The following is a 21,163-nucleotide window of genomic DNA, read 5'->3' as shown; positions in this document are numbered from 1 at the left end:
CGCGATATCCATACGATTGGCGACGGTTCGTCGCAATGAGACGCGATGAGGACATGTGGACCCGGACACCGGACAGTCCTACATGCGACTCATCGTGATTCGCACACGCCCTTTCAGCACACGACGCGGGGTGCGTTCAGGAGGCCCGACACACTGCGGCCAAGGTGAACGTGCTTTGGGGCGGGGGGAGTCCTGCGACACCGGGAACACCGGTTGATCGCGATCCCCTTGACGGAAGACAGACGGTAGGCGCAGCCGTAGCCAGAAATGCGCAAACGGGAATCACCAGGCAGTTAGCCGGACGTCTCACCGCGGCAAGCGATGAGAGGCGTCCAGAACGCAGCGGCGCGTTTTGCGCGGAGCGCGTTACGGGCTGGCAGGGTGGCCGGAAGTTGCAGTGACGGAAGTGTTGGGGCGTGGTATCGGCTCCTGGCACACCGGTACATGCGGGGCGGATTTGCGCGCAGCGCGGATCGGCTCTCACAGCAGCAGATGGACAGTCGGAACGCAGTTCTTCCCTGCGTCGGGCTGATCGGATGGAATCGCTAAAGGTACGGAAGGCAGGGACCCTCGCCGGGGTAATACGGCGCAGCCGCATGGCAGGCGGTGCTGGAGGTGGTGCCGATCGGCATCGCGCGATGAACACATCGGTAGGGATGTGCGCGCGGCTGATCGGGAGGCAGGGACAACCGAAGGCGCAACAGCGCGGAGAAACGTAAAAACGATGGCAGCTATCCTCAACGTTCGGGCAACGGTGCGCCGTTATGCATTGCCGCAGGCATTTGCAGCCGAGTTGGTCCGGCTGCTGGATGACCACGTCAACGAGATCCACAGCAGGACACGGGTGAGCCGGAGCGTGCTCTCCGTGAAAACTCAAGAACGCCGTACAACTGCGTTGTGCAGCGCGTTTGTAGAACTGCGTAAAGGTGGCTTCGCACTGGAGAGCCCGTGGTCGCTGCGCGAGAAGCACGTCAAATGGCTTGTCGCGCTGTGGGTCAAACAGGAGCAGAGCGGGGGCACGATCGAGAACAAGCTCACGTATCTGCGCGCGCTGTCGCAGTGGATCGGCAAGCCGGCACTCGTGCTCACGCTCGGCAACTATGTCGACCGGGTGGAGCATGGTCTCAAACGCAGTTATGTCGCGACGGCGGACAAGTCGTGGTCGGCGAACGACATCGACGCCGCCGCGAAAATAGCGGAGATTGCGCAGACGTGCCCTTACGTCGCCGTGCAACTGAAGCTACAGGTTGCGTTCGGTCTTCGTGTCGAGGAGAGCTTTCTTCTCAGGCCACTGGAAGCTGTGCGCAGCCCGCAGACGCTCGGGGTCCGTCATGGGACGAAGGGTGGCCTCGCGCGCGAGGTGCCACTGGAGGCGAAGGTGGGCGTGCTTGAGGAGGCCGCGCGACTGTCGAACGGCACGACTGGTTCAACGGTGCCGGCCGATCGGTCCCTGAAGCAGTGGCGCGACTGGTACTACTACGTGCTGGACAAGCACGGGGTCACCAAGGCCGGGCTCGGAGTCACGAGCCACGGTCTGCGCCATGAGTATCTGCAACTGCTTTACGAGAAGGTAAGCGGCGTGCCCGCGCCGATCAAGGGGAGCGATGCGCGCGCCGAACGGGATTCACACGACGAAGCGATGCGACGGGTTGTGGCGGCCGCCGGGCACACGCGCAAGACCAAGGCGAATGCTTACCTGTCGGTTTTCGGATTGAAGGAGCGGCTTGAGCGGCAACGCCGGCAGCCGCCAACTCGTGCCGAGGTGGAAAAGGCACTGCTCGACGCAGCAGGCAACAAAAGCCGGGCCGCCGAGGCGCTTGGCATTTCCAGGCAGGCGTTGTATCGGTTGCTGGCCGCCTCATAACCTTCGGGCTTCACGTCGGTGGACGGCGGGGACATTTCCACAATCGGGATCGCGGCTTTCCGGAGGCGAGCCTCAGGCGAGCGAGCGACGAACCGGCGGCCTGCTACACTCCGCGACTCGCAGGCGCCCCCTCGTGCCGCCGGACGCCACGGCGCTTGTCCTGTTCCCGCTGCCATGTCGGCGGCCACTCAACGCGGAAAATCCTTATGCGAGCTGCACCGCTCACGTTTCAGCTTCCGGCGGCCGTGAAAGCCCTGTGGGATTCGCAGCAGGCACTCGCCAGGCACTACGCCCACACGGGTCTTAAATTTACGCTCGACGGACGTCTGGTTGGGGACATCGCCGAAGCGCTGGCGCTTGATCACTTTGATCTTGTCTGGCCTGAGAAGCGTACGGGTGGCGTCGATTTGCTCACCAAACAGGAAAAAACGGTTCAGGTCAAAGCAACCGGGAAGCTGAAGACCGGACCGGCATTCACGCCGGGCAGGGGGCGGGCGGACTATCTGCTATTTTTCGCTATCGACTTCGAGAAGAACACCGCTGCGGTGATTTACAACGGGCCGGAGGCGCGTGTTCGGGAACTGCTGCCGGCGCAAGGCTGGACCGGTACGCACGTACTGCGACTCGCCAGCATGATCGAGCTCGCGCGCGGCGTGGCTTCCTGCGATCAAATTCCGCCGCTCCACGACGGTCGCGACCGAAGCGTCGCCTGAATGGGGTTTTTCGCCGCGAATGGCGTGGAAAATCACACGGGATATGGCCGGGCGCCGGTTCGCGCGCCGGGCAGAATGGAATCTCTCTCAGGTTCCAGTCAGCCCTCAAAGAAATCTGGAACCTCTTCAAGCCGACCTTGCGTCGGCTTTTTTTTCGTCTGGTGGGCGAGCGCCAGTATTCGTCGTCCGTGCGCAGGAAAGCTGATCGGTGCCTTGAGGGGACGCAGCGATCAGAGGCTATCGTCTGTGTTACCAGCGACCGCGATCGGGTAGACCGTCGACGACTGCGGCGACCTCCACCTCATACAGGACGTAGGGATCGCGGTTCGGGTTGGAGACTCTGGGAAACTGGATGTACCGCTCGCCGTCGATGCTCACGGAGTGGGCATGGTGTACCAGCTTGCGGTAGCGCGCAGCGTCGTTCAGGACGGGTTCGATGGGCCAGCTATCGGCGGTGACGACAGTGGCGTCCACGAGCCGCTGAGCGAGCATGGCGAAGATGGGGCCCCGGCTTGCCCACTCGTCCTTGTTGCGCGCGAGCAGGTCGAGCACGAAATGTATGTCCGGCGCGCCAAGCTCTTTTTCGACGAGCGCCTGAAGGTCATGCGCCTCGGTGGGCGGGCGGTTCAGTCGCCTGTTCCAGATGAGCCCAACGCGATCGAGCGCCGCGGTCATATTCGTGCCGACGGGCTCCCAGGGAGTGGTCATGCCACAGCCGTCGCAGTAGATGCAGACGATGGGCTCTGTCTGCGGAGCACCCGGCGGCCGTGGCATCGTGTCACCGATCTCGGGCGGCCCCGCATCCCGTCCGAACCCGCTGTAATCGAACCCGTCGTCGCCGAGCTGTGCTACGACCCGCTGGGAGCGCCCAACGGTCGGACGACCGCCGCAATGGTCACAGGGTATGAGCTGTTCGTACATGCGCGAAGGATGTATGTTTTGAAAGGTGGCTGCATTATTGCCCCATACTGATAAATCTAAAAGCCGGAATAGAGCGGATTACAGACGCAAGCGGCGAGGCCGCGGTGGCTGATCCGCAGCGCGGCTTGGGGTTCGGCGGACGGACTGGTCACGATCAGGCCGCGCGCGGAAGTCCGTCGTAGAGCTGTTCGTCCAGAAGTCGGCCGGCTGTTTTTTTGCCTACCCGGCGCATGACAGCAACGTTCGCGTTGGCTTCACCGTCGCCTCCGGATCCGACGATCTGGACAGCGCTGGCGCTCAGACCGGCGCGCACGCTCTCGCTCGACACCGCATGGATCGGGGCCCATTCTCCCCATTGTTTGAAGAAGAACGGAACGCCCGCGGCCTCACACTGGTCTCTGAGCGCCCGTGCCCACGCCGGATGCATCGGGCGCGCGTAGCGCCCGCTTTCGCCACCGACGATCACCCAGCCCAGCTCGTGTAACCATGAATCGCGAAGCACGACCGGTCCGAGCAGCGGTTCCATGCTCAAAAATCGCACCCGGGCCGGCAAGGTGAGTATCTTCGGGATATCGCGATCGGCTTCCTTCTGATTCACGACGCTCGCGCCGATCCACACATTCGCTGGCCAGCCGCCTTCCACGAGCCATTCGGCCGGAACCATGCGCGCGACATTGCCGATGCGCTTGGTCAGCAGCAGGTGGTCGAGATTGGGTGTGCGCGCAACGAATTCCCAGTGACGGGCGCGAACGCCGTCCGGCGCAAAGCGGTCGAAGAGATCGGACATGCTGTTCGTAAATACCCGGCGCCGGACGCCTTCCCGGGCCGCCTTTCTGTCCCACCGCAACAGGTCGTTCCAGTGTGTCTCGTCGAACTCCCGTTTGGCGGCTTCGTCGCCCCATCCGGTTCCGAATCGTCCGGCGAGGGTTTCGGCATAGCAATGGTCGCAGCCAGGACTGACCTTGCTGCAACCCCAGTGCGTGTTGAACGTATGGTCCGTCCACTCGATCGTCGAGTTCTCGCTCATGACGTGGCGCTTGCGTCGTCGGTGCAGGCCCGACTCACAGGTTGAAGGATCGCGATATTGCCGATGTCCCGCCGGAAGCGCGCCTCGGCCCGGTCGAGAAACGCGGTAAGGCTGTCGTTGTAACGACGGTCCACCTGTGGGCCGGTAGCGATCGTCCGATGATCCGGATCGTGCCCGGCCGCACGCATGGCGAAGAGACTCCGGGCGTCATCGAAATACCAGAAGTTCCAGCGGACGGTGAAATGCCACCAGGTTCTGGCGCTATCCAGTTCTGCCCAGCTGGCGGCGAAATCGAGTACCGAGCCGAGGTTGCTGAAGAACACGCACCGAATGCCCTCAGGATCTGCCACGGCGGCGACGAGCTGACGGCCTCCCGACAGCGATTCGGGGTTCTGGTAGGCAGCGCTCAGCGCCGGATAGCGGCATTGCCACTCGCGCGAGCGTGCAACTACGCGGTTCAGGAAAAAGTGCTTGCCGTGCATGATGGTCTCCGGTGGCGCCGGTGGTAGCCGGCATATGTACAGATTGCCGGTGCGGGCGCGAAGTCAAGCGCGCGTCAGGTCGTTGTAGAGCACGTGGAGCGGAAGAGTGGGCGCTGTCACGTTCACGGCGAACACGTGGACTTCGTCGTCGCCGAAGTGAGGGTGGAGCAGCTGCTGTTCGATATAGCCGCGCCATGGCTTGAGCATGTGCAGGTCCTGTTCCGACCGCGCGGGATACCCGAGCGTGAGGAGCACGTAGTCGAAGTGCCGGCCTTCGATGCGTTTTCGCCAGTACCCGGTGGCGAGCCGGTATTCCCACGGCTTGTTACCGCACGAGATATCTTCGAAGTAGACCCGTTTGAGGCGCAGGGTCAACACGTATGGGCCGCCGCGGTCACGCGTCGCGACGGTCCGCGCGCCTGATTGTTCCTTGTCACCGGTCATCGATGCATGCTCCGCGCGGCAGTGTTTCGTGATCGTTCGGAGCGTCGATCGCGGCGCGCGATATGGGTAGCAACGGGTGGGTGGGATCGAATTCGGCGAGGACCGGAAAGCCGCCCTTGCGATGACTGCGTGCTTGCTGGACACCGCCGGCCGGTGTGTCGGCCGACGCGGTCACAGGTCCGGGGGGCGCTATCCGACACGCTTCTACGGCCTGCCGGGCTTTCGTGAACGCGCGGACGTAGTCGGTGCCTTGCCTGTCGAGCAGCGGATCGAGCTGCCGGCCAAGCGCTTCCACGACGTCGAGGATTGCAGTGGCGACAGCGACGGAGACGCACGCCGACGCTCGGTGTTCTTCGCGTTGCGATGGGGCCCGAGGCCGTGCTGGCCTTTCCAGCATCGACGTTGCGGTCCCAGACGGCGCCGATGCCTCCGCAGTTGACGCAGCCCGCGCCAAGCTCGCATCGCAGCGTTTCGCTGTATGGGTATTTACCGACCGGATAACCGTCAACCGATTCGTGGCAGTCGGCGCACGTTTGCCACTCACCGGAGCGGGCATCGCGTACGTCGGCAACGCCGGCGAGCTCAATCGCGCGCGGCGACGCTGCGGCATGCGGTTGCACAGACGCGTCCGGCCCGGCACGGACCACCCCGACGCTCGCACCGACGCGCAGCCCATCCATCCACGCATCACCCAGCGCGATCGTGGCGGCGCCCGCTTCGTTGGGAAAGGTCTTCCTGAGCCATTCGCGGAAGAACTGGCGGTGTGCATCGGTCCAACCCGTGAGTGTCTCGCCCGGTGCCGCATGCACAAGGTCCAGCAGCGCGTTGACGCGTGTGCGCAGTCTGCCGGCGAGGCCAAGCACGGTCGCCAGTTCGTCCGATGGGTTCAGCAATGAGCCGTCGCCGGAGTACGGAGGCGTGTAGGTTGCGATGTCGGCCAGGTCGCGGACGATATCGATGAGGAGGATTTTCATTGTTGGTTCCAGGATGGAAGATGGGTGCCGCGCGATCGCGGCGGCCTGGAAACAAGCATGACCGCGACCCGCCGAAGTCAAGTTGTGGATCGCTGCCGTGAAGCCGCTGCTACCGCTGCTGGCGGCAGCGTGAGTTGCGGAAGCGGGGTCTTGTCGACGTCCCATTCGAGCGCTGGTATCCCACGCTGACGCCGTAACTCCCGCTTCGCCTCTTTGCGTGCCTCGTAGGCGGGCAGGCCGTTCATGCCGTACACCTCGACGTGGTAGCGCGGCGCGGTGTCCGTGAGTTCGAAGTCAGGCAGCATGTCTTCGCCCCTCGTCATACGCATTGGCTTCTCGAAAGCGCGGTGCTCCGTCACGAGGCGGTTTGCAAGCGCGACCTCGTGAATGGAGTCACAGGGCAGAAAGGCCGCCGAGCAAAGCATGGCTGCGAGATCGACCAGCCGCAGGTGCCCTTTCGACGTGCGTTCAACGAGAAGGATGGCGACGACGCGCGCACTGCGATCGCCCAGCGCGCGCCACGCGTGCGCGAAGGTTTTTTCCGCGTGAGCGACAAGCTCGGTACTGCAGTAATACTTGCGCGCGCTCTGGCGAAGCGAAAGCGAATAGCCGAATTGCGTTCGTGCAAGCTCGTTCACTTCGCCGATGATCAGCCCGCGGCAACTGGTTACGCCGGTGATCGCGACACCGTCGAGGAACGCGTCGAACTCCGCGTTGATCGCCGCGCGATCGGCCTCTTCATAACGGCGCATCACGTGAAGCGCAGTCTGTGCGGGTTCGCCGTTGACAACCGCGTCCCCAAGCTCGGCGAGCAGCATCGCGTTGCAGATGCCCCAGTGACGGCTCGTGGCGAGCCCGCTCCACCTGTTTAGCCGGGCGGTCATCCACAACGTCTGAAGGAACGCGAGCAATGACGCCGCCCGCCGCGAGGTGCCTGAAGAACCAGTTCCAGCGGTGCGGCGCGCGCCCGAAGCGGACTCGCGCTGAACGAGTGCAATGTCGAGCTTCGCGTTGATCCCGCCCGGCGTCGCGACAATCGCCGCGGTGGTGTCGACGTCACCATTGGAGGACTGGGCGTCGCGATCCTTGTAGAACGGGCAGGCCGGGGCGTTGGTGCCACCCGGGAAATGTCGGTGGCCGTCTTCCGGCCAGCCGGCGAGGTGGCAGAACTTGCCGTAGCGGCGAATCACGAGACGTAGCGGTTCGCGGCGTGGGACGCACAGGCAGACAGCATGGCCGGGCGTCACCTTGGCGCGCTCCAGCCTCGCCAGATAGCGAGCCGGGTTTTCCTGAACGTCGCTAAGAGGATAGGTGGCGTTGTCGAATGAGACGCTGGACATGCTGACTCCTTGAACGGCGCCGCCGTTTTACTGGCTCCCCGGCTGGTACTCGCGTCCGGTCGCCTTGTCGGTGTGAAACCACTGCCCGTTGCTGAGGTACGTGGCGTGGCAATGGGGAAATTGGACTTGTAGCCGTTGCCGCTCCTCTTCGCGCGAGAGCGCAGCCTGACGTGCTGATCTACGCGCCCGCCTGCTGCAGAATGCCGCCAGTGCGAGTGTGGCAAGCGAACCGCCGCATTCCAGCCACACCGGTACGCCGAGAGAGACCAAAAGCCGGTGGACTGCCGCCCCACCGAGGAAGAGGGCTGCCAGGATGGGGGCGAACTCGAGGGGAGACATGCGGACGTCCTCTCAGCCTGCGATCGCGGTGGCGCTGCCGGCGCCATGTGCGACTGAGCGCGAGACGGAAACGTCTCCGCGGACCGGCGAGCCGGTACGTCGGCGCAACTCTTCATCGACGTCGCGCTGGAATGCGCTCGCGATGGGGAAGCGATTGGAGAAAAACATCACCACGCCGAAAGTGAGCATGCCCAGTGTCGCGGTCATCGTGATCACCGTTCTGGCCAACTGACTGATCATGGCCGCTGCCGATGCGGTCGCCGGCGCCGAGCTCAGCGCGGTGCATATCGCCAGAAGGTCGTGACGAACGGTTTCCGGTGCGACGGCCGAGGCGATGACGAGCACCCAGAGAATCAGTAATGGCCCCGCGACCAACACCGTCGCCGCGCACGTAAGCACAAAGCGCAGTACTTCGATGAACTGGCCCACGTAATTGCGCAGCGAGAGCATTGCTCTGATCCTTAGCTCGATGTACTCGGGCTCGGGCAGCGAACCTGCGGTGACACCGTTGATCCGCACGACGCACTCGGTCGATCGCGCGGACCGGGCGAGATCTGCCTGAAGCCTTGCCAGCTTCTGGCGTCGTGCGTATTCGATAGCGAAGGTCGTGAGCGCGGCGAGGCCTGTGGCCTGCGCCGGCGATTGTCCGGCAGTCGCCGCCGTCATCGTCAGGAAGAACGTCAGGAAGAGCGTTGAAGTGAGGGCGACGGAACCCCAGAGCTGTGAGCGGGTGTGGAGTCGGCTCATTTGGTGACAATCCGTTTGAGGAGTTGGAAGGCTTGCTCAAGCGAGGACACTCGCGCGACGCGCTGCGTAAGGCGCCCGCCGGAGGTCATGTCGTGCGGCTCGGCGAGCAATGTCTCAAGCGCTAGAACATCACGCTCAAGCTCGGTCCGGTGATAGGTGTCTCCCGCTAGCGCATCTGGGATGTTGTGTGCAGCGTCTGCAAGCAGAAAGAGATGCTCGCGTTCTTTCTCGCTGACAGGCCGCCTCGACAAGAGCCGCACGCGGCAGAACGCCGCGTGCATTGCGTCGTAGGCGCGCTTTTCAAAATCAATCATTGCAGCCCCTTTCTGGTTGACCTTACCGCGCAGCATCATTCCTGGCCTGTTTTTTCCCACCGGCGAAGCAGGCGATCCTTATCGAGAGGAACGCTACGATGAGTAACGACGCGCACAGGAATCCAGACGCGTAGCGAACCAGGTTCCAGAGACGACCCTGACGCTCCACATCGCCACGGATACGTTCGCGCGTATCCGCCATCCTCGTCGCTAGCGCTGTCTCCGACGAAAGGCCGCGCTCTGAGAGCGCCAGTGCCCGGTCAGGAGCGGCCATTCGCCAGAGATCGGATGCCAGAGTCACATCGCGGGCAAGGCCGACGGCGCTGGAAAAGTTGCCGACGGTGAGGGCTGAGCTTGCGGTGAGCGAGCTAACCAGCGTCGATGCACTGACCGCAACCACGCCGCTTACTATGATGAGTGCTGTGCCGGCGCTGGTTAAACTGATCTTCATTTGCCTGTTCTCCAGTGACGTCGGATCCGACGGCGACGGAAGGGGGAGCCGGTGTCCGCCGTCCGGTCAGACGATGACTTCGACAAGATCCTCCTGACCGCACCAGAAAGACTGGTCCTCGTCGTCCATCACCGTAACGATGCCGTTTTCAAGGTCGTGATCGGTGACCACGCCCTCGCTCCAGGTATCGATGGCGGTCTGGTATGTAACCCGTCGAAGTCTCAACGAATCTGGATCCTGCTGGCCAAGCTGTTCTGCCATGGTGGTCCCCGAAAAGAAGCTTTGCGCGCACCTGCGCGTATAGCGATTCTCGACAGGATGCGAAACAGCCACGCAGCAAAAGGATGCCGACTTTCGCGGGCTTTCGCGGGCTCAGTCGTTCAACATCGATGCCTTGAGCGTCAGGCTGAAGTGATTGCGGAGCTGGATGATCGTGGAGTGTCCGGGAACGATCGTCGTTGCCTTGCTGTCGCTCCAGCCGTGCGACAGCGGTCGCTGGGTGGCAAAGCCGTCGTTCTGGATGGTCTGCATGCCATCGAGCGTCTGCCAATCGACCCATGCCGCGAGCGTGATCACGCCCGGCTGAACATCGGCGAGAGCGATCTTGAGCGTGTTACCGATGTCCGATGTTTCGACTGTGCATTTCGGGTCGTTGGTAACGATGCCGGAATCCGGGCTACAGGACGCGATGTAGCTCACACGAACGAAACTGGTGCCCATTTCGAGCGGACGTCGTTTCGACAGGATCGTCGTGCCGCTCGCGACGATATGTCCTGTCTCGTCCGCGAGCCGGTACTCGAGCGCAACTGACGTTGTGGCCTCCCGACTGTGTGTCGCGCGTGTCTCGGCGAGCCGTAGGTCGGTCGTGACGGACTGCGGGGCGGACTCCGCTCCGATGGCCACGGTCACGGAGAGGAGAGTGGGGACGGCGGTCAGAACCGCGAGAAAAGACCTCTTCATGATGGCTCCTCGTGATGGCCCTGCAACGAAGTGTGCAGGTTCGCCGATTATGGGTTTGCCGGCGCGAGGTCAAGGGCGCGAAAGGCGCATCAAATAGTTTTGCTTTCGAGTTGAGCGGCGGGTCGTTACCGTCAAAAGCTATACATTTTTCCGGGTCATTTCGGCTAAGGGCGCTCAACGTGTTGGGCGCTACTCGGGGTTGCCTCATTTTCCGGCAAGGCCAACCAAGGGCCACAGCTCATGCCGTGCGCTTCGCTATCCACAGGTTTATCCCTGCAAAACTGTGGATAAGTCGCGCGGCGACCGAGGTCAAAGGGGCGCGGATTGCCCGCGCATAGGATGCCGGCGTTGCGGGCCGAAGCGTTAGGATAGGCGGACCTATCGCGCCATCGGCGCATCGAACTGGTCTGCCTCGCGCAGGCCGACCAATCAACCGAACGGGCGCTCGCCCGCTCCGGGTCGCTCCTGTTCCATTCTGTCAGGAGCATCATGAATCGATCCCGAATCCGCCGCCTTTGCACGTTGGTTAGCGCCACCTACGGGTTGCCGCACGACACGTTGGCGTACCTCGCAACCGCGAAGAGCCGCTACCCAGTCCTTTTCCGCGCTGCAGCGCTGCGCCACATCGTGCGTAACGCGCCGCTTTCCGTGACCTTGGGTCAGCCATTCGCCGCCGCGCGCCGACGGGTGCGGCGGCACTACGGCATCTGAACGTCCGCAGGTCCAATCCTTTCTACCCTTTGGGGCATGTCCCCAAAGGGGCATGCCTCGTCCGTTCCTGGAGTCAGGCATGTACAACGAATTCGTCAACACCTTCATCGACGCACAGACGGCCGCACGCGACACATTGTCCAATCTCGACGGCCTCGGGGCGGCACTGGCGTCGCAGGTGCGCGGCGCTGATACGCCGGCGGGAGACATCTGATGGCCCGCCAGCAACGCATCGAACGCGCCGCGATGGGCTCGGACCCCTACAAGACCGCGATTATCAAGCTTATGCGGCAACTGTTCGTGTCGCATGACCCGCACACAGTGTTTTCCGATTTTGTAGAAGTCAGCGCGATCGCTATCAGCAGTCGCGTCGACATGGCCCAGTTCGACGTGCGAGAGAAGCGCTATCTTGAGATTGTGGCGAGATACACGCGCGAGGATCTTGACCGGTTCGCCGGCATGTTTGGGCAGCTTCACCTTTGCTATCAGTCGCGTGTCGACGAACTCGGAGAGCCGGGAACAGCCGACATTCCTGGGCACGGTCTGGGTGATGTACTCGGCGAGATCTTCATGGCGCTCGAACTCGGCAACGCGCGCAACGGGCAGTTTTTTACTCCGTACAGCGTGTCAATGCTGATGGCGATGATCGCTGTGGGAGATGGCGCCTCTGTGAGAGAGCAAGGCTTCGCTACCCTGCAGGAACCGGCGTGTGGATCTGGCGGCATGGTCGTGGCGACAGCTCAGGCGATGCATCACGCAGGCTTGAGCTATCCCGAGACCCTGCATGCTACGTGTGTCGATATCGATCGGCGGTGCGTGCACATGGCGTACGTCCAGCTATCGCTTCTCGGCATCCCGGCTGTTGTGGTACATGGCAACGCTTTATCGCTTGAGGTGAAGGAGGTCTGGTACACGCCCGCCCATGCCATCGTAGGCTGGCAAGGACGACTCGTTAGACGGCTAGCAGCCAAGGCGATGTTGGGCCTCATGCGAGGCGAGGACCCGGCGACGGAACCGGGCTGCGTCGAAGACCCCAGTGAAGCACCCGGCACCGCCGACGTGCCTATCGCCACGACTCGCGACCTGCAGCGGGAAGCGGTATCCGCCGGTGCGGAGAGCGAGCTGGCGGTGGCTGAGTGCCACGACCCTGCGGTCTCACCGAGCGTTCCAGGCGATTCTGTCGCGACTCTTTTCGAGCAGGTGATCAGCACACGCGACCTTGTCCCGGCGCAGGAGACCATCTTCGATCGCATTGCGCAGCTGGTGTTGTTCTGACTCCGGCAGTCGCTTTTTTTGAGTCCCTCGCAGGGTTTCGCGGGGATAGCACTTTCTGCACGAAGCCCGGTTTCTAACCGGGGTTTTTTTTCGTCCACTGGAATTGAAAGCCGGATCATTTTTCGCTGCTTTACGGGCCGGCGCGCGCGATTGACGAATGTATCGTTGCGCTACCTACCGCGTCACCGACGCATCGAACGACTACCTATTAACCCCCTCGGGAACCACTCCCGAACAGGGGGCAGGTTCCCTCCCTGGAGAACCTGCAATGCAACAGCAACTGACTGCTCCCCTGAAGCACATCCGGATTGGTCTAAATCCCCGCCAGTACTTCGAACCGAAGGCAATGGCGGAACTCACGGACTCGATCCGCGAACATGGCGTCGATACTCCGATCCTGGTGCGGCCGATCGATGAAGACGGCTTCCTCTATGAAGTCATTGCCGGAGGTCGGCGTTATCGCGCTGCGATGGCTGCCCACGGTGAAGACTATCCGATGCCTATCACCGTGAAGGACGTCAGTCCGGTCCAGGCGCGACGTATGGCGCTCACGGAAAATATCCAGCGCGCTGGTCTTTCGCCGGCCGAAGAGGCTCGCGACGCAGCCGAGCTGCTAGGGCTGCATGGCGGAGATCGGGACGTGACGGCAAAAACGCTCGGCTGGTCACGATCAACGCTGGATAACCGCCTCGCGCTCCTGAACTGCTCCACTGCGGTTCTGGACGCCCTGATGCGGCAGGAGATCAATATCGTGTTGATTTGCACTGGAAACTGACCCACTTTTTGCATCTAAAATTGACCCACCCCTGATGCTGATAAACATCAATCTGGTGCGTCGATTTCCTCCTCTTTTTGTCGTTTGGGTGAGCTTTTACGGGTTGCAGCCCGCGAAGCGGGCTGCCCCGCCGTACTGTTTTTGAAGCGCCAGGAATCGTTGCCTGTTTCCACTATATGGCAGTGGTGGGTGAGCCGGTCAAGCAGCGCAGTTGTCATCTTCGCGTCGCCGAAGACGTTCGACCATTCAGTGAAGCTCAGATTGGTTGTAACGAGAACGCTCGTACGCTCGTAAAGTTTCGAGAGCAGATGGAACAGCAGTGCACCGCCCGTTTGAGTGAACGGGAGATAGCCCAACTCGTCCAGAACAATGGCGTCGACATACATGAGACGATTTGCCAGTTGCCCTGGTTTGCCGGCTGCCTTCTCGGCTTCAAGCTGGTTGACGAGTTCAACCGTAGTGAAGAACCGGACCCGCTTTGCATGATTCTGTATCGCGTCGATACCGATGGACGTCGCCAGGTGCGTCTTTCCTGTGCCAGGTCCACCGATGAACACTACGTTCTGCGCGGACTCGCAGAAGCGGACAGTGTGGAGCTCTCGCACAAGAGTTTCATCGACGCTAGCCTGCTCGAAGTCGAAGCCGGCAAGGTCACGGTGCGCGGGGAAGCGTGCGGCGGCCATCTGGTAGTTGATTGACCGAACCTGCCGTTCAGCCGTTTCTGCTTTCAGCAGCATCTGCATGAATTTCTCCGGTTCAAAGTCACTGTGTCGTGCCTGTGCTACCAGTTCGGGCCACGCCTGCGCCATTCCGTGAAGCTTTAGCGCCTTGAGAAGTGCGGCAGTTTCATTCGACACGACCATCCTCCTCGTCGCGCATTACGCGCAGTCGTTCATAACGGTAGACGTCTGCAAGCGGTTCGACCTTGAGCGTTATTGCTGTCCTCACCCCGTCGCCCGATTGAGCCGACTGGCTTTTCAGTCGGGCAAGGATGTTCAGGACATGGTCTCCGCTGGGACGTCCGGACTCGAGCGCAAGCTCGACGGCAACCAGCACGGCCTCCAGGCCATGAACGGGGGTGGCCGCCAGGACCTGGACCATTACGCGGTCGCCACCGGTCTGCCTTAGTAGGTGTCTCTGCAGGCGAAGCATCGGTTCTGGCATCGTCAGGAACGGCGCGCCGTTTCTCAAAGAGCCGGGCTTTCGTTCCACCAAAGCGATGTAGTGCCGCCAGTCATAAAAGGTTTGGTAGCGGTCGAAGCTGCGGGGGTGGCGGGCAATTTCGATGCCGTCAGCCACCAGGCTGATGTAGGTCGGATAGCTACGCAGGCTAACAATATGATGTGCAAACTCCGTCGGCACGCTATAACGGTTCCGGTCGAGATGTACCAGACTCGTCGGCGAGACGCGCACGGGTTTCTCAATGTAGCCATCAAACGGCTTTGGAACCTGCATCAGCCGAGGGCGTTCATCCGCGAGGGCGTCTTCCACACTGAGCTCAGGCCATTGCGGATGTCTCAGTTGCTTCCAGGCCTGTTGGCAGCGTTCTGCCAGCCATATGTTCAGGACCTCAAGCGATTCCCACCGGATACCGATTGCATCGTGCCAAATCTGCCGGCGGCGGTCCTGGACATTCTTTTCAACGATGCCTTTCTCCCAGCCAGCGGCCCGGTTGCAGAACTCAGGCTCGAACAGGTAGTGGCCGCACATCGCGTGGAAGCGCGCATTGATAGCTCGCTCCTTACCCGGGCCAACCTTGTCGACGGCAGTCTTCATATTGTCGTAGATGCCGCGCCGGGGAATGCCGCCTAACGCGACGAATGCTCGTGCGTGGGCGTCGAACAGCATCTCATGGCTTTGGGTCGGATAGGCCACAAGCCAGAAGGCACGACTCGCGGCGAGCTTCATGTGTGCGACCTCTACGCGTCGTCTGAGTCCACCGATGAAGACATACTCGCAACTCCAGTCGAACTGGAATGCTTCACCATACTCAAAGGCGAGCGGCACAAAGGCGCCACGCTGCGCTCCGGAATCGCGCTCCTTCTTCCAGTTGCGCACAAAGGCAGACACGCGGTCGTAGCTCCCGTCGTAGCCAGCCGCCCGTAAATCCTCATACATCTGCGTTGCCGAGCGCCGTTCCCGTCTTGTACGCCTCGTATCGGCGACCAGCCATAGTCGCAGTTGCTCTGACCACGGGTCGACGACGCTGTTGCTGATGCGCTTAGCGAATTTCGGCTCGCTTTCCGACGGTTCGCGCAACCATCGTCGAATAGTGTTTCTCGAAAGCCCTGTCTGTCTTGCAATGTCCCGGAGCGGGACGCCATCGCGGAAATGCATCCGCCGAATTTTGGCCAACATGCTCACGGTTATCACTCCGTTCTCCTGCTTGGCGTCCAAGCAGGCAGTTGAACATGTGGGTCAATTTTCGATGCAAATTTCTAGCGGAAGTGGGTCAGTTTTATGCGCGTATCAACAGCCGGTGCGGTGGATGAGTCTCTCGAAGACAAGCTCCATCGTCTGTCGGATCTGCTCCAACGTCTTGGTCTGAGCGTGGATGACCGTAAGCACGATTTCCGTGTCTACGCGCACGCGCGATTCGGCCGCGGCTGGACGGACCGCCCGCAGGATGTCGATGCGATGAACGGACGGCTCGAGGACGCGCTTAAGGACCGTGCTGCGCTCGACAGGGAAATCGTCGACGCGCGACAGCAGTCGTTGCTGATCTGACCACTTCTACAAACCTTGACCAGCCCTTCGGGGCTGGTTTCCTTTTCTGTATCGCGAGAACATTTCAGCAAGCGGACTTGCTCAAGTGCTTTCGAGAGCGCGCTGGCGCATCGAGTTTGGAGCCGTGTTTCGCGGCCAATTTTGTCATTGCGTTATCTGTTTCCTGCCGACTCGTTCATGAATTGGATGAGTGAAAAACACTTTTAAACATATGGAGTGCGACATGATTTTGATTCCCCATTGCGCGGTGAAACACACACTATCCGAGGTTACCGATCTGCTATATGCGACCGATTATCGGAGGCCGGTAGCGCGCGGATTGCTTGAGACGGTATTGCAGGCCGACGGTTTTCTTTCGCCCGATCTTTTGCCGGTTGTGCACGCATTTCTGGTGTCCATAAGGCGGGGCTGCGAAGAGGTTGGTTTCTTCGTGGAGGAGAAGAGTCTTCATCTCCTTATTAGTAACCTTGAGCAGTGTATCGAGGATTCGGAAAACTACGACACCGAATTTTACTGCCGAGAGCAACGCGAATCGTTCGCAAGGGCGTCTGAGATTCGTCCGGACGAAGATTCGGTTATCCAGTAGGACGTGTCGATCCATATCTAGGCTGCCTTTGTGCGGCCAACGTTTTTGGAGGCGAAATTGAAAATCGCTCATTTTTCTGACTTGCATTACGCGCCGGACAACCTGGTCGAGTCTGACCGCTGTTTCAGCTTTGCGGCTGGTAACGCGATAGGCCGGCGCGCCGACGTTGCGGTGATCTCGGGCGACTCGACGGATCACCGGCTGGACGCTCACGCGCCGGCTCTGCATGCGCTGGCCAGCCAGATCCACCGTCTCGCCGAAGCGATGCCGGTGATCATGCTGCAGGGCACGTTCTCGCACGAGCCTCCGGGCACGCTGGATAACTTCGCGCTGATGGGTAGCACGCATCCGGTGTTCATCGCCGACCGCGTTTGCCAGGTTGCATTGGCCGATGGTGATTTTCTGTCATCGCACGGTCCGGTGTTTTCGGCCAGCGAACTGCACGATCTTCTGGCTGTACCTCCGCAGGCGGTGTTCACCTGTCTTCCGACCGTCAACAAGGGTCAGCTTGCGGCGGGCGTTGGCGCGCTCGCGGCGGCGACGGAACTGGGCGATGTGCTCGCCGCATATCTGGCAGCGGCTGGCCGGGTGAACCGTGAATTGCGTGAGGCGGGCATTCGAACCATCGGCATTTCGCACGGCACCGTGAACGGTTGTACGACCGAGCACGGTGTCACGATGGCGGGCTTCGATCATGAATTTTCGCTGACGGCGCTGTTCGATGCCGGATGCGATGGTTTCATGCTCGGACACATCCATAAGGCGCAGCAATGGGAGCGCGACAGCAGACTGGTCGCGTACCCGGGATCGATCGGGCGTTTTCACTACGGTGAAGAAGGCGACAAGGGCTACCTGCTATGGGACGTTGAGCCGGGCCGCGCAACTGCGGAACTGGTCGCGACGCCGTCGCGGCAGATGCTTAGCGTCGAGTTTGACGGGCCGCCGGATATGAAGAGGCTTCAGGAGATCGCGGATAGCGCAGGCGACACGTTCGTCCGCGTTCGCTGGCAGATCGACGAGGAGCATCGTCAACTGGTCGATCGAAAGGCAATCGAAGCCATGTTCACCGGCGCCGCTGGCCTGAAGATGGAAAACCGCATCCTGCCCGTCGTCCGAAGCCGTGCCGCGGGGATCAGTCTCGAGACGACGGTCGAGGGGAAAGTTGCGCGCTGGTGTGCGCTCTCGAACGTCGACGCGGCCCCTGTCATCGATTGTCTGCAGTTGCTTGATCTGGGTGACGCGGACGCTATCGCGGTCCGTGTCCTCGCGGATATCGATGCTGAACCAGACGCACTAGTTCCGGGTCTCGTCGACGCTCGCGCTGAACCGGGTGCGTTGCTCGGAGTACCGACGATGCTTACGCATTCGCCGGAACCGGCTATGGAACCCTCATCGCTATCCTGGCTGAACGAGGATCTGTTTGCGGCGTAGTGCCGCGATTTCGTGGGAGCGGCCAGTCCGGCGCTCCCACGCGGACACAGCCGTGTTCCGATAGGCCGTGCGCGTGCGGCCTATCGGAACAAGGTTTACCCCGCGTCATCGACGCATCGATAGCAGTTAGCTGTATCCATTTTTTTTCTGACCCTGGCGGGGAGCGATCCCCAACGGGAGCACTCCGCCGTTTTCTGTGGAGTGTGTCATGTTTGGACTGTATCCCGCTGGCTCAAACTGGGTCCGGCACTTCAACGCAGCCGCGTCTGCCCGCATGCTTCAGCATGATCTCGCGACCTACGCGCGATTCACAGCTGGCATCTTTTTTGAACCGTTCGGCGTCGAACGCGGCGCCGTGATCGCGCAACGCGATTGTTGTCTCGTGCTCGCCGATGCGATCAACGCAGACGAGCCGGAAATCGTCGTCGTCCCCGACGTGGAAATGCAGAACCTTCTGTGGTCGTTTAACTCAGGCTATGCCAATCAGTGGAGTGGGCGCGAGCTCAAGGCATTGACGGGTTGTGGTAGCTGGGATCAAGTCCTCAAGCAGGCCAGCGCGCAGTTTGCGAAGGTTTGCGACGACGTCGAAAAATGCATTGCTGGCGAGTTCGTCAAGGCATCGACGCTGGTGGCTGCGAATCCCGATCCTTCCGTTCCGGTGTCCTTCTACAACGACGACAATGCGCCCGTGCTGCCGTCGGACTACCTGTTCGACTCACCGCTGCCGGAGGTGCCCTGATGAGACCTCTGATACTGACGTTGGAAGGGTTTTATGGCGTTCGGGACGGGATGAAGCGTGAAAGTGTGACGCTCGATCTCGAATCGCTGCCGACTGGCCTTATCGCGCTGACTGGCCCGAACGGAGCAGGTAAATCCACGATCATGGACAACCTGCATCCCTACCGGATCATGCCATCGCGCGCGACGAAGCTGTCTGTCGACGCGTTCTCGTACTGGGACAACATCTCGGGAGCGCAGGCTCGCAAGGAACTCGAATGGGAGCACGACGGGATCCGCTATCGCTCGTCATTTGCGTTTCGTAAGCCCGGCAAGACTGGCAAGGCCGAGTACTTCCTTGCATGGCGCAGTGCCGATGGTACGTGGCAACCGTTCGCGCTACCCGACGGGACTGTTTCCGACGGGAAGGGCGAAACCTATGACCGGTGCGTTGAAGCCATCTGCGGATCGCTCGAATCATTCTTCACCAGTGTCTTTTCTGCCCAGAACCGGCGTCCGCTCGCGTCATACAACGCGAGCGAGATCAAGGCGCTGCTCGCTGAAATGCTGAAGATCGATCACCTTCGCGCGATGTCTGCAAAAGCGGCTGATGTCGCGAAGGTGCTCACGCGATCGCTTACGGCCGTGCAACAGGAAATCGTTGCGCTATCGGGAAAGCGTGACCGGAAGGTGCTGGTCGAGCGCGCCATCGCGGTTGACGAAGATGCGCTCGTCGCAGCCCGGAAGGAACGCGATGCGCTGCTGCTGAGCACGGAGAATCTGACCACCCAGCGCGCCTCCCTCGTCGTAAGACAGGGGGAGAACGCAACGGTGGAGGTCAGACTTCGCGAACTGGCGACGCGGCGGACCGAGTTGTCCGGTTCCCTGCAGACAATCGCAGCGGATCAGGCGACCGCCACGCAGCGGGTAAATCAGCGTCGTGTCGTGATCCGGCAAACCATCGCCGGGCACGAAGCCACGTTGAAGGATCGCGATGCAATTGTCGGTGCGGCCGCCGCGCGTGACGAAGCACAGCTAAGGATCGGCCGGGAGGAAGCACGCGTCGTATCGCTGCAGGCTGTGATCGCCGAACTTGAGACGAAGCGCGTGTCACTCACCGCCGTGACGACCAGTCTGCAAGGCCTTCATTCTCAGGGCACATCGCAGGCGGAGTTGCTCAGGTCGCTGCAGCAACAGGCCGCTGTCGTGAGCCAGGTGCCGTGCGCGGGTCATGCCATGCACGCTACCTGTCCTCTTCTTGCACAGGCCCACGGTGCGGCCACACAGGCTTCGACACAGGCGATCTCGTTACAGAAGCTCCGGGAAAACTTTCGGGCTGCCCGCGAGCAGTCTGAGCGACTTGCCCCCGAGGTTGAACAACTGGGGGCACGGCAACTGGACTTGCGAACGGCGGGCGCCGCGGCTTCAGCCGCACGCGCTGATTTCCAGAAAGCGACCGAACTGGCAGCGCGCAAACCGCTGCTCGACGCGGCCACGACTGGTCTCGACGCCGCCCGGCAGGAACTGGCGACCGTTGACGCCGAGGAACTTGAGGGGCGAACACGCCGGGAGGCGGAGACGACCCGATTGACCGCTTTGTTGCGTGAAGCCGAAGCAGAGAGCACACGTCTCGCAGCCGTAGACGCTTCGGCCGAGATTGGAAAGCTTGATCGCCAACTGACTGCTAACCGCGAAGCGCTCGCGGCATTTGATGCGCGGATCGAAGCGCTGGTCCGCTTTCATGCAACCCGCGAGGCAGAACGCGATGCGATTGTGAAGGAGCTGGCGGGTTTCGACGCGACGCAGCTGCGCGCCGACCGAATTTCCGACGCTATCGCTCGATGGAAGCTCACCGCGAAAGGTCTCGGCAACGAGGGCGTTATCGCGCTGACGATTGACGACGCAGGCCCGGCACTCACGCAGAAGGTCAATGACCTCCTGCTGGCGTGCTACGGCATGCGCTTTACCGTCGAGGTTCAGACCCAGCGTTCGCTGGCGACCGGTGAATTGCGCGAGGGATTTGAAATCCTCGTGTACGACGCCGAGAACGACTCCAGCAAAGCCGTAGGGGTGATGTCGGGTGGTCAGAAGGTCTGGATCAACGAGTGCTTGACTCGCGGTGTTGCCCTGTACCTCGCACAGAACGCTGGCCAGCCGTTTCAGACGCTGTTCAGTGACGAATCGGACGGTCCACTCGATCCGAAACGCAAGGTGCAGTTCATGCGAATGAAGCGGGAAGTACTGAAGCAGGGAGGGTATGAGCGGGAGTTTTTCATCTCGCAAACACCTGAACTCGTTGCAGAAGCTGATGCTGTGATCGATGTTGAAGCGCTCGCCGCCTAGACGTCACGAAACTTTTAACCCT

Annotated in this window: 24 protein-coding genes; 11 read left to right on the top strand and 13 right to left on the bottom strand. The window is 61.5% G+C overall.

Annotation, left to right across the window (positions count from 1 at the left end; all coding sequences use genetic code 11):
• Nucleotides 1-724 precede the first annotated feature (724 nt).
• Together LFL96_RS36960 and LFL96_RS36955 are read left to right on the top strand one after the other, a co-directional pair.
• Nucleotides 725-1,864 (top strand): helix-turn-helix domain-containing protein, encoded by a 1,140-nt coding sequence (locus tag LFL96_RS36960; protein WP_281004153.1) that lies wholly within the window; start codon nucleotides 725-727, stop codon nucleotides 1,862-1,864.
• Nucleotides 1,865-2,070: 206 nt separating this feature from the next.
• Entirely contained in the window at nucleotides 2,071-2,577 is a 507-nt protein-coding gene (locus tag LFL96_RS36955; RefSeq protein ID WP_281004152.1) for a hypothetical protein, read from the top strand.
• Between the two features lie 249 nt (nucleotides 2,578-2,826).
• Here the strand turns inward: LFL96_RS36955 and LFL96_RS36950 are convergent, their stop codons facing one another.
• The 11 genes from LFL96_RS36950 to LFL96_RS36900 form a co-directional block, all read right to left on the bottom strand.
• Nucleotides 2,827-3,498: a Lar family restriction alleviation protein gene (locus tag LFL96_RS36950; RefSeq protein WP_281004151.1), complete on the bottom strand. Its 672-nt coding sequence runs from the start codon at nucleotides 3,496-3,498 to the stop codon at nucleotides 2,827-2,829.
• 154 nt (nucleotides 3,499-3,652) lie between these two features.
• A complete protein-coding gene (locus LFL96_RS36945; protein WP_281004150.1) occupies nucleotides 3,653-4,525 on the bottom strand; it encodes a phage Gp37/Gp68 family protein in 873 nt (290 codons plus the stop codon).
• Nucleotides 4,522-5,007 (bottom strand): hypothetical protein, encoded by a 486-nt coding sequence (locus tag LFL96_RS36940; protein ID WP_281004149.1) that lies wholly within the window; start codon nucleotides 5,005-5,007, stop codon nucleotides 4,522-4,524. The genes LFL96_RS36945 and LFL96_RS36940 overlap by 4 nt, the downstream gene beginning before the upstream one ends.
• Nucleotides 5,008-5,070: 63 nt before the next feature.
• On the bottom strand, nucleotides 5,071-5,451 hold the full coding sequence (locus LFL96_RS36935; RefSeq protein ID WP_281004148.1) for an ASCH domain-containing protein: 381 nt from the start codon (nucleotides 5,449-5,451) through the stop codon (nucleotides 5,071-5,073).
• Nucleotides 5,448-6,425: a hypothetical protein gene (locus tag LFL96_RS36930; protein WP_281004147.1), complete on the bottom strand. Its 978-nt coding sequence runs from the start codon at nucleotides 6,423-6,425 to the stop codon at nucleotides 5,448-5,450. The genes LFL96_RS36935 and LFL96_RS36930 overlap by 4 nt, the downstream gene beginning before the upstream one ends.
• 77 nt (nucleotides 6,426-6,502) lie before the next feature.
• Nucleotides 6,503-7,765 carry a DUF1173 family protein gene (locus tag LFL96_RS36925; RefSeq protein ID WP_281004146.1) on the bottom strand — a complete coding sequence of 421 codons (1,263 nt, stop codon included), beginning with the start codon at nucleotides 7,763-7,765 and terminating at the stop codon, nucleotides 6,503-6,505.
• A gap of 351 nt (nucleotides 7,766-8,116) precedes the next feature.
• Complete coding sequence (locus LFL96_RS36920; RefSeq protein ID WP_281004145.1) at nucleotides 8,117-8,851, bottom strand: hypothetical protein; 735 nt, start codon at nucleotides 8,849-8,851, stop codon at nucleotides 8,117-8,119.
• Entirely contained in the window at nucleotides 8,848-9,204 is a 357-nt protein-coding gene (locus tag LFL96_RS36915) for a hypothetical protein (protein WP_281004144.1), read from the bottom strand. The genes LFL96_RS36920 and LFL96_RS36915 overlap by 4 nt, the downstream gene beginning before the upstream one ends.
• Entirely contained in the window at nucleotides 9,188-9,616 is a 429-nt protein-coding gene (locus LFL96_RS36910) for a hypothetical protein (protein WP_281004143.1), read from the bottom strand. Before LFL96_RS36910 ends, LFL96_RS36915 begins: the two co-directional genes overlap by 17 nt.
• 66 nt (nucleotides 9,617-9,682) lie before the next feature.
• A complete protein-coding gene (locus tag LFL96_RS36905; RefSeq protein WP_281004142.1) occupies nucleotides 9,683-9,877 on the bottom strand; it encodes a hypothetical protein in 195 nt (64 codons plus the stop codon).
• A gap of 111 nt (nucleotides 9,878-9,988) precedes the next feature.
• On the bottom strand, nucleotides 9,989-10,576 hold the full coding sequence (locus LFL96_RS36900; RefSeq protein ID WP_281004141.1) for a hypothetical protein: 588 nt from the start codon (nucleotides 10,574-10,576) through the stop codon (nucleotides 9,989-9,991).
• A 489-nt stretch (nucleotides 10,577-11,065) separates the two neighbouring features.
• Here LFL96_RS36900 and LFL96_RS36895 point away from each other — a divergent pair, with 489 nt between their 5' ends.
• From LFL96_RS36895 to LFL96_RS36880, 4 genes are all read left to right on the top strand, one after another.
• Nucleotides 11,066-11,287, top strand: a complete 222-nt coding sequence (locus tag LFL96_RS36895; protein ID WP_281004140.1) for a hypothetical protein — start codon at nucleotides 11,066-11,068, stop codon at nucleotides 11,285-11,287.
• Between the two features lie 79 nt (nucleotides 11,288-11,366).
• A complete protein-coding gene (locus LFL96_RS36890) occupies nucleotides 11,367-11,501 on the top strand; it encodes a hypothetical protein (RefSeq protein WP_281004139.1) in 135 nt (44 codons plus the stop codon).
• Nucleotides 11,501-12,562 carry an N-6 DNA methylase gene (locus tag LFL96_RS36885; protein ID WP_281004138.1) on the top strand — a complete coding sequence of 354 codons (1,062 nt, stop codon included), beginning with the start codon at nucleotides 11,501-11,503 and terminating at the stop codon, nucleotides 12,560-12,562. Before LFL96_RS36890 ends, LFL96_RS36885 begins: the two co-directional genes overlap by 1 nt.
• 268 nt (nucleotides 12,563-12,830) lie before the next feature.
• The gene (locus LFL96_RS36880; protein ID WP_281004137.1) at nucleotides 12,831-13,337 is read left to right on the top strand and encodes a ParB/RepB/Spo0J family partition protein; all 507 of its coding nucleotides are present in this window, start codon (nucleotides 12,831-12,833) and stop codon (nucleotides 13,335-13,337) included.
• Nucleotides 13,338-13,384: 47 nt separating this feature from the next.
• Here LFL96_RS36880 and istB read toward each other — a convergent pair whose 3' ends face one another.
• Together istB and istA are read right to left on the bottom strand one after the other, a co-directional pair.
• Nucleotides 13,385-14,200: an IS21-like element helper ATPase IstB gene (gene istB / locus LFL96_RS36875; protein ID WP_280995363.1), complete on the bottom strand. Its 816-nt coding sequence runs from the start codon at nucleotides 14,198-14,200 to the stop codon at nucleotides 13,385-13,387.
• Complete coding sequence (istA, locus tag LFL96_RS36870; RefSeq protein ID WP_280996892.1) at nucleotides 14,184-15,701, bottom strand: IS21 family transposase; 1,518 nt, start codon at nucleotides 15,699-15,701, stop codon at nucleotides 14,184-14,186. Before istA ends, istB begins: the two co-directional genes overlap by 17 nt.
• A 120-nt stretch (nucleotides 15,702-15,821) precedes the next feature.
• Between istA and LFL96_RS36865 the strand changes: the two genes are divergently transcribed.
• From LFL96_RS36865 to LFL96_RS36845, 5 genes are all read left to right on the top strand, one after another.
• Nucleotides 15,822-16,064, top strand: a complete 243-nt coding sequence (locus LFL96_RS36865; protein WP_281004136.1) for a hypothetical protein — start codon at nucleotides 15,822-15,824, stop codon at nucleotides 16,062-16,064.
• A gap of 223 nt (nucleotides 16,065-16,287) precedes the next feature.
• Nucleotides 16,288-16,650: a hypothetical protein gene (locus LFL96_RS36860; protein ID WP_281004135.1), complete on the top strand. Its 363-nt coding sequence runs from the start codon at nucleotides 16,288-16,290 to the stop codon at nucleotides 16,648-16,650.
• Between the two features lie 57 nt (nucleotides 16,651-16,707).
• Nucleotides 16,708-18,081 (top strand): metallophosphatase family protein, encoded by a 1,374-nt coding sequence (locus LFL96_RS36855; protein WP_281004134.1) that lies wholly within the window; start codon nucleotides 16,708-16,710, stop codon nucleotides 18,079-18,081.
• A gap of 208 nt (nucleotides 18,082-18,289) precedes the next feature.
• A complete protein-coding gene (locus LFL96_RS36850; RefSeq protein ID WP_281004133.1) occupies nucleotides 18,290-18,820 on the top strand; it encodes a hypothetical protein in 531 nt (176 codons plus the stop codon).
• Nucleotides 18,820-21,141: an SMC family ATPase gene (locus LFL96_RS36845; RefSeq protein ID WP_281004132.1), complete on the top strand. Its 2,322-nt coding sequence runs from the start codon at nucleotides 18,820-18,822 to the stop codon at nucleotides 21,139-21,141. Before LFL96_RS36850 ends, LFL96_RS36845 begins: the two co-directional genes overlap by 1 nt.
• The last annotated feature ends 22 nt before the right edge of the window (nucleotides 21,142-21,163 follow it).

This window comes from Paraburkholderia sp. D15, assembly GCF_029910215.1.
In the GTDB taxonomy this organism is placed as follows: Bacteria; Pseudomonadota; Gammaproteobacteria; order Burkholderiales; family Burkholderiaceae; genus Paraburkholderia.
This window is presented reverse-complemented; position numbering and strand designations above follow the sequence as displayed.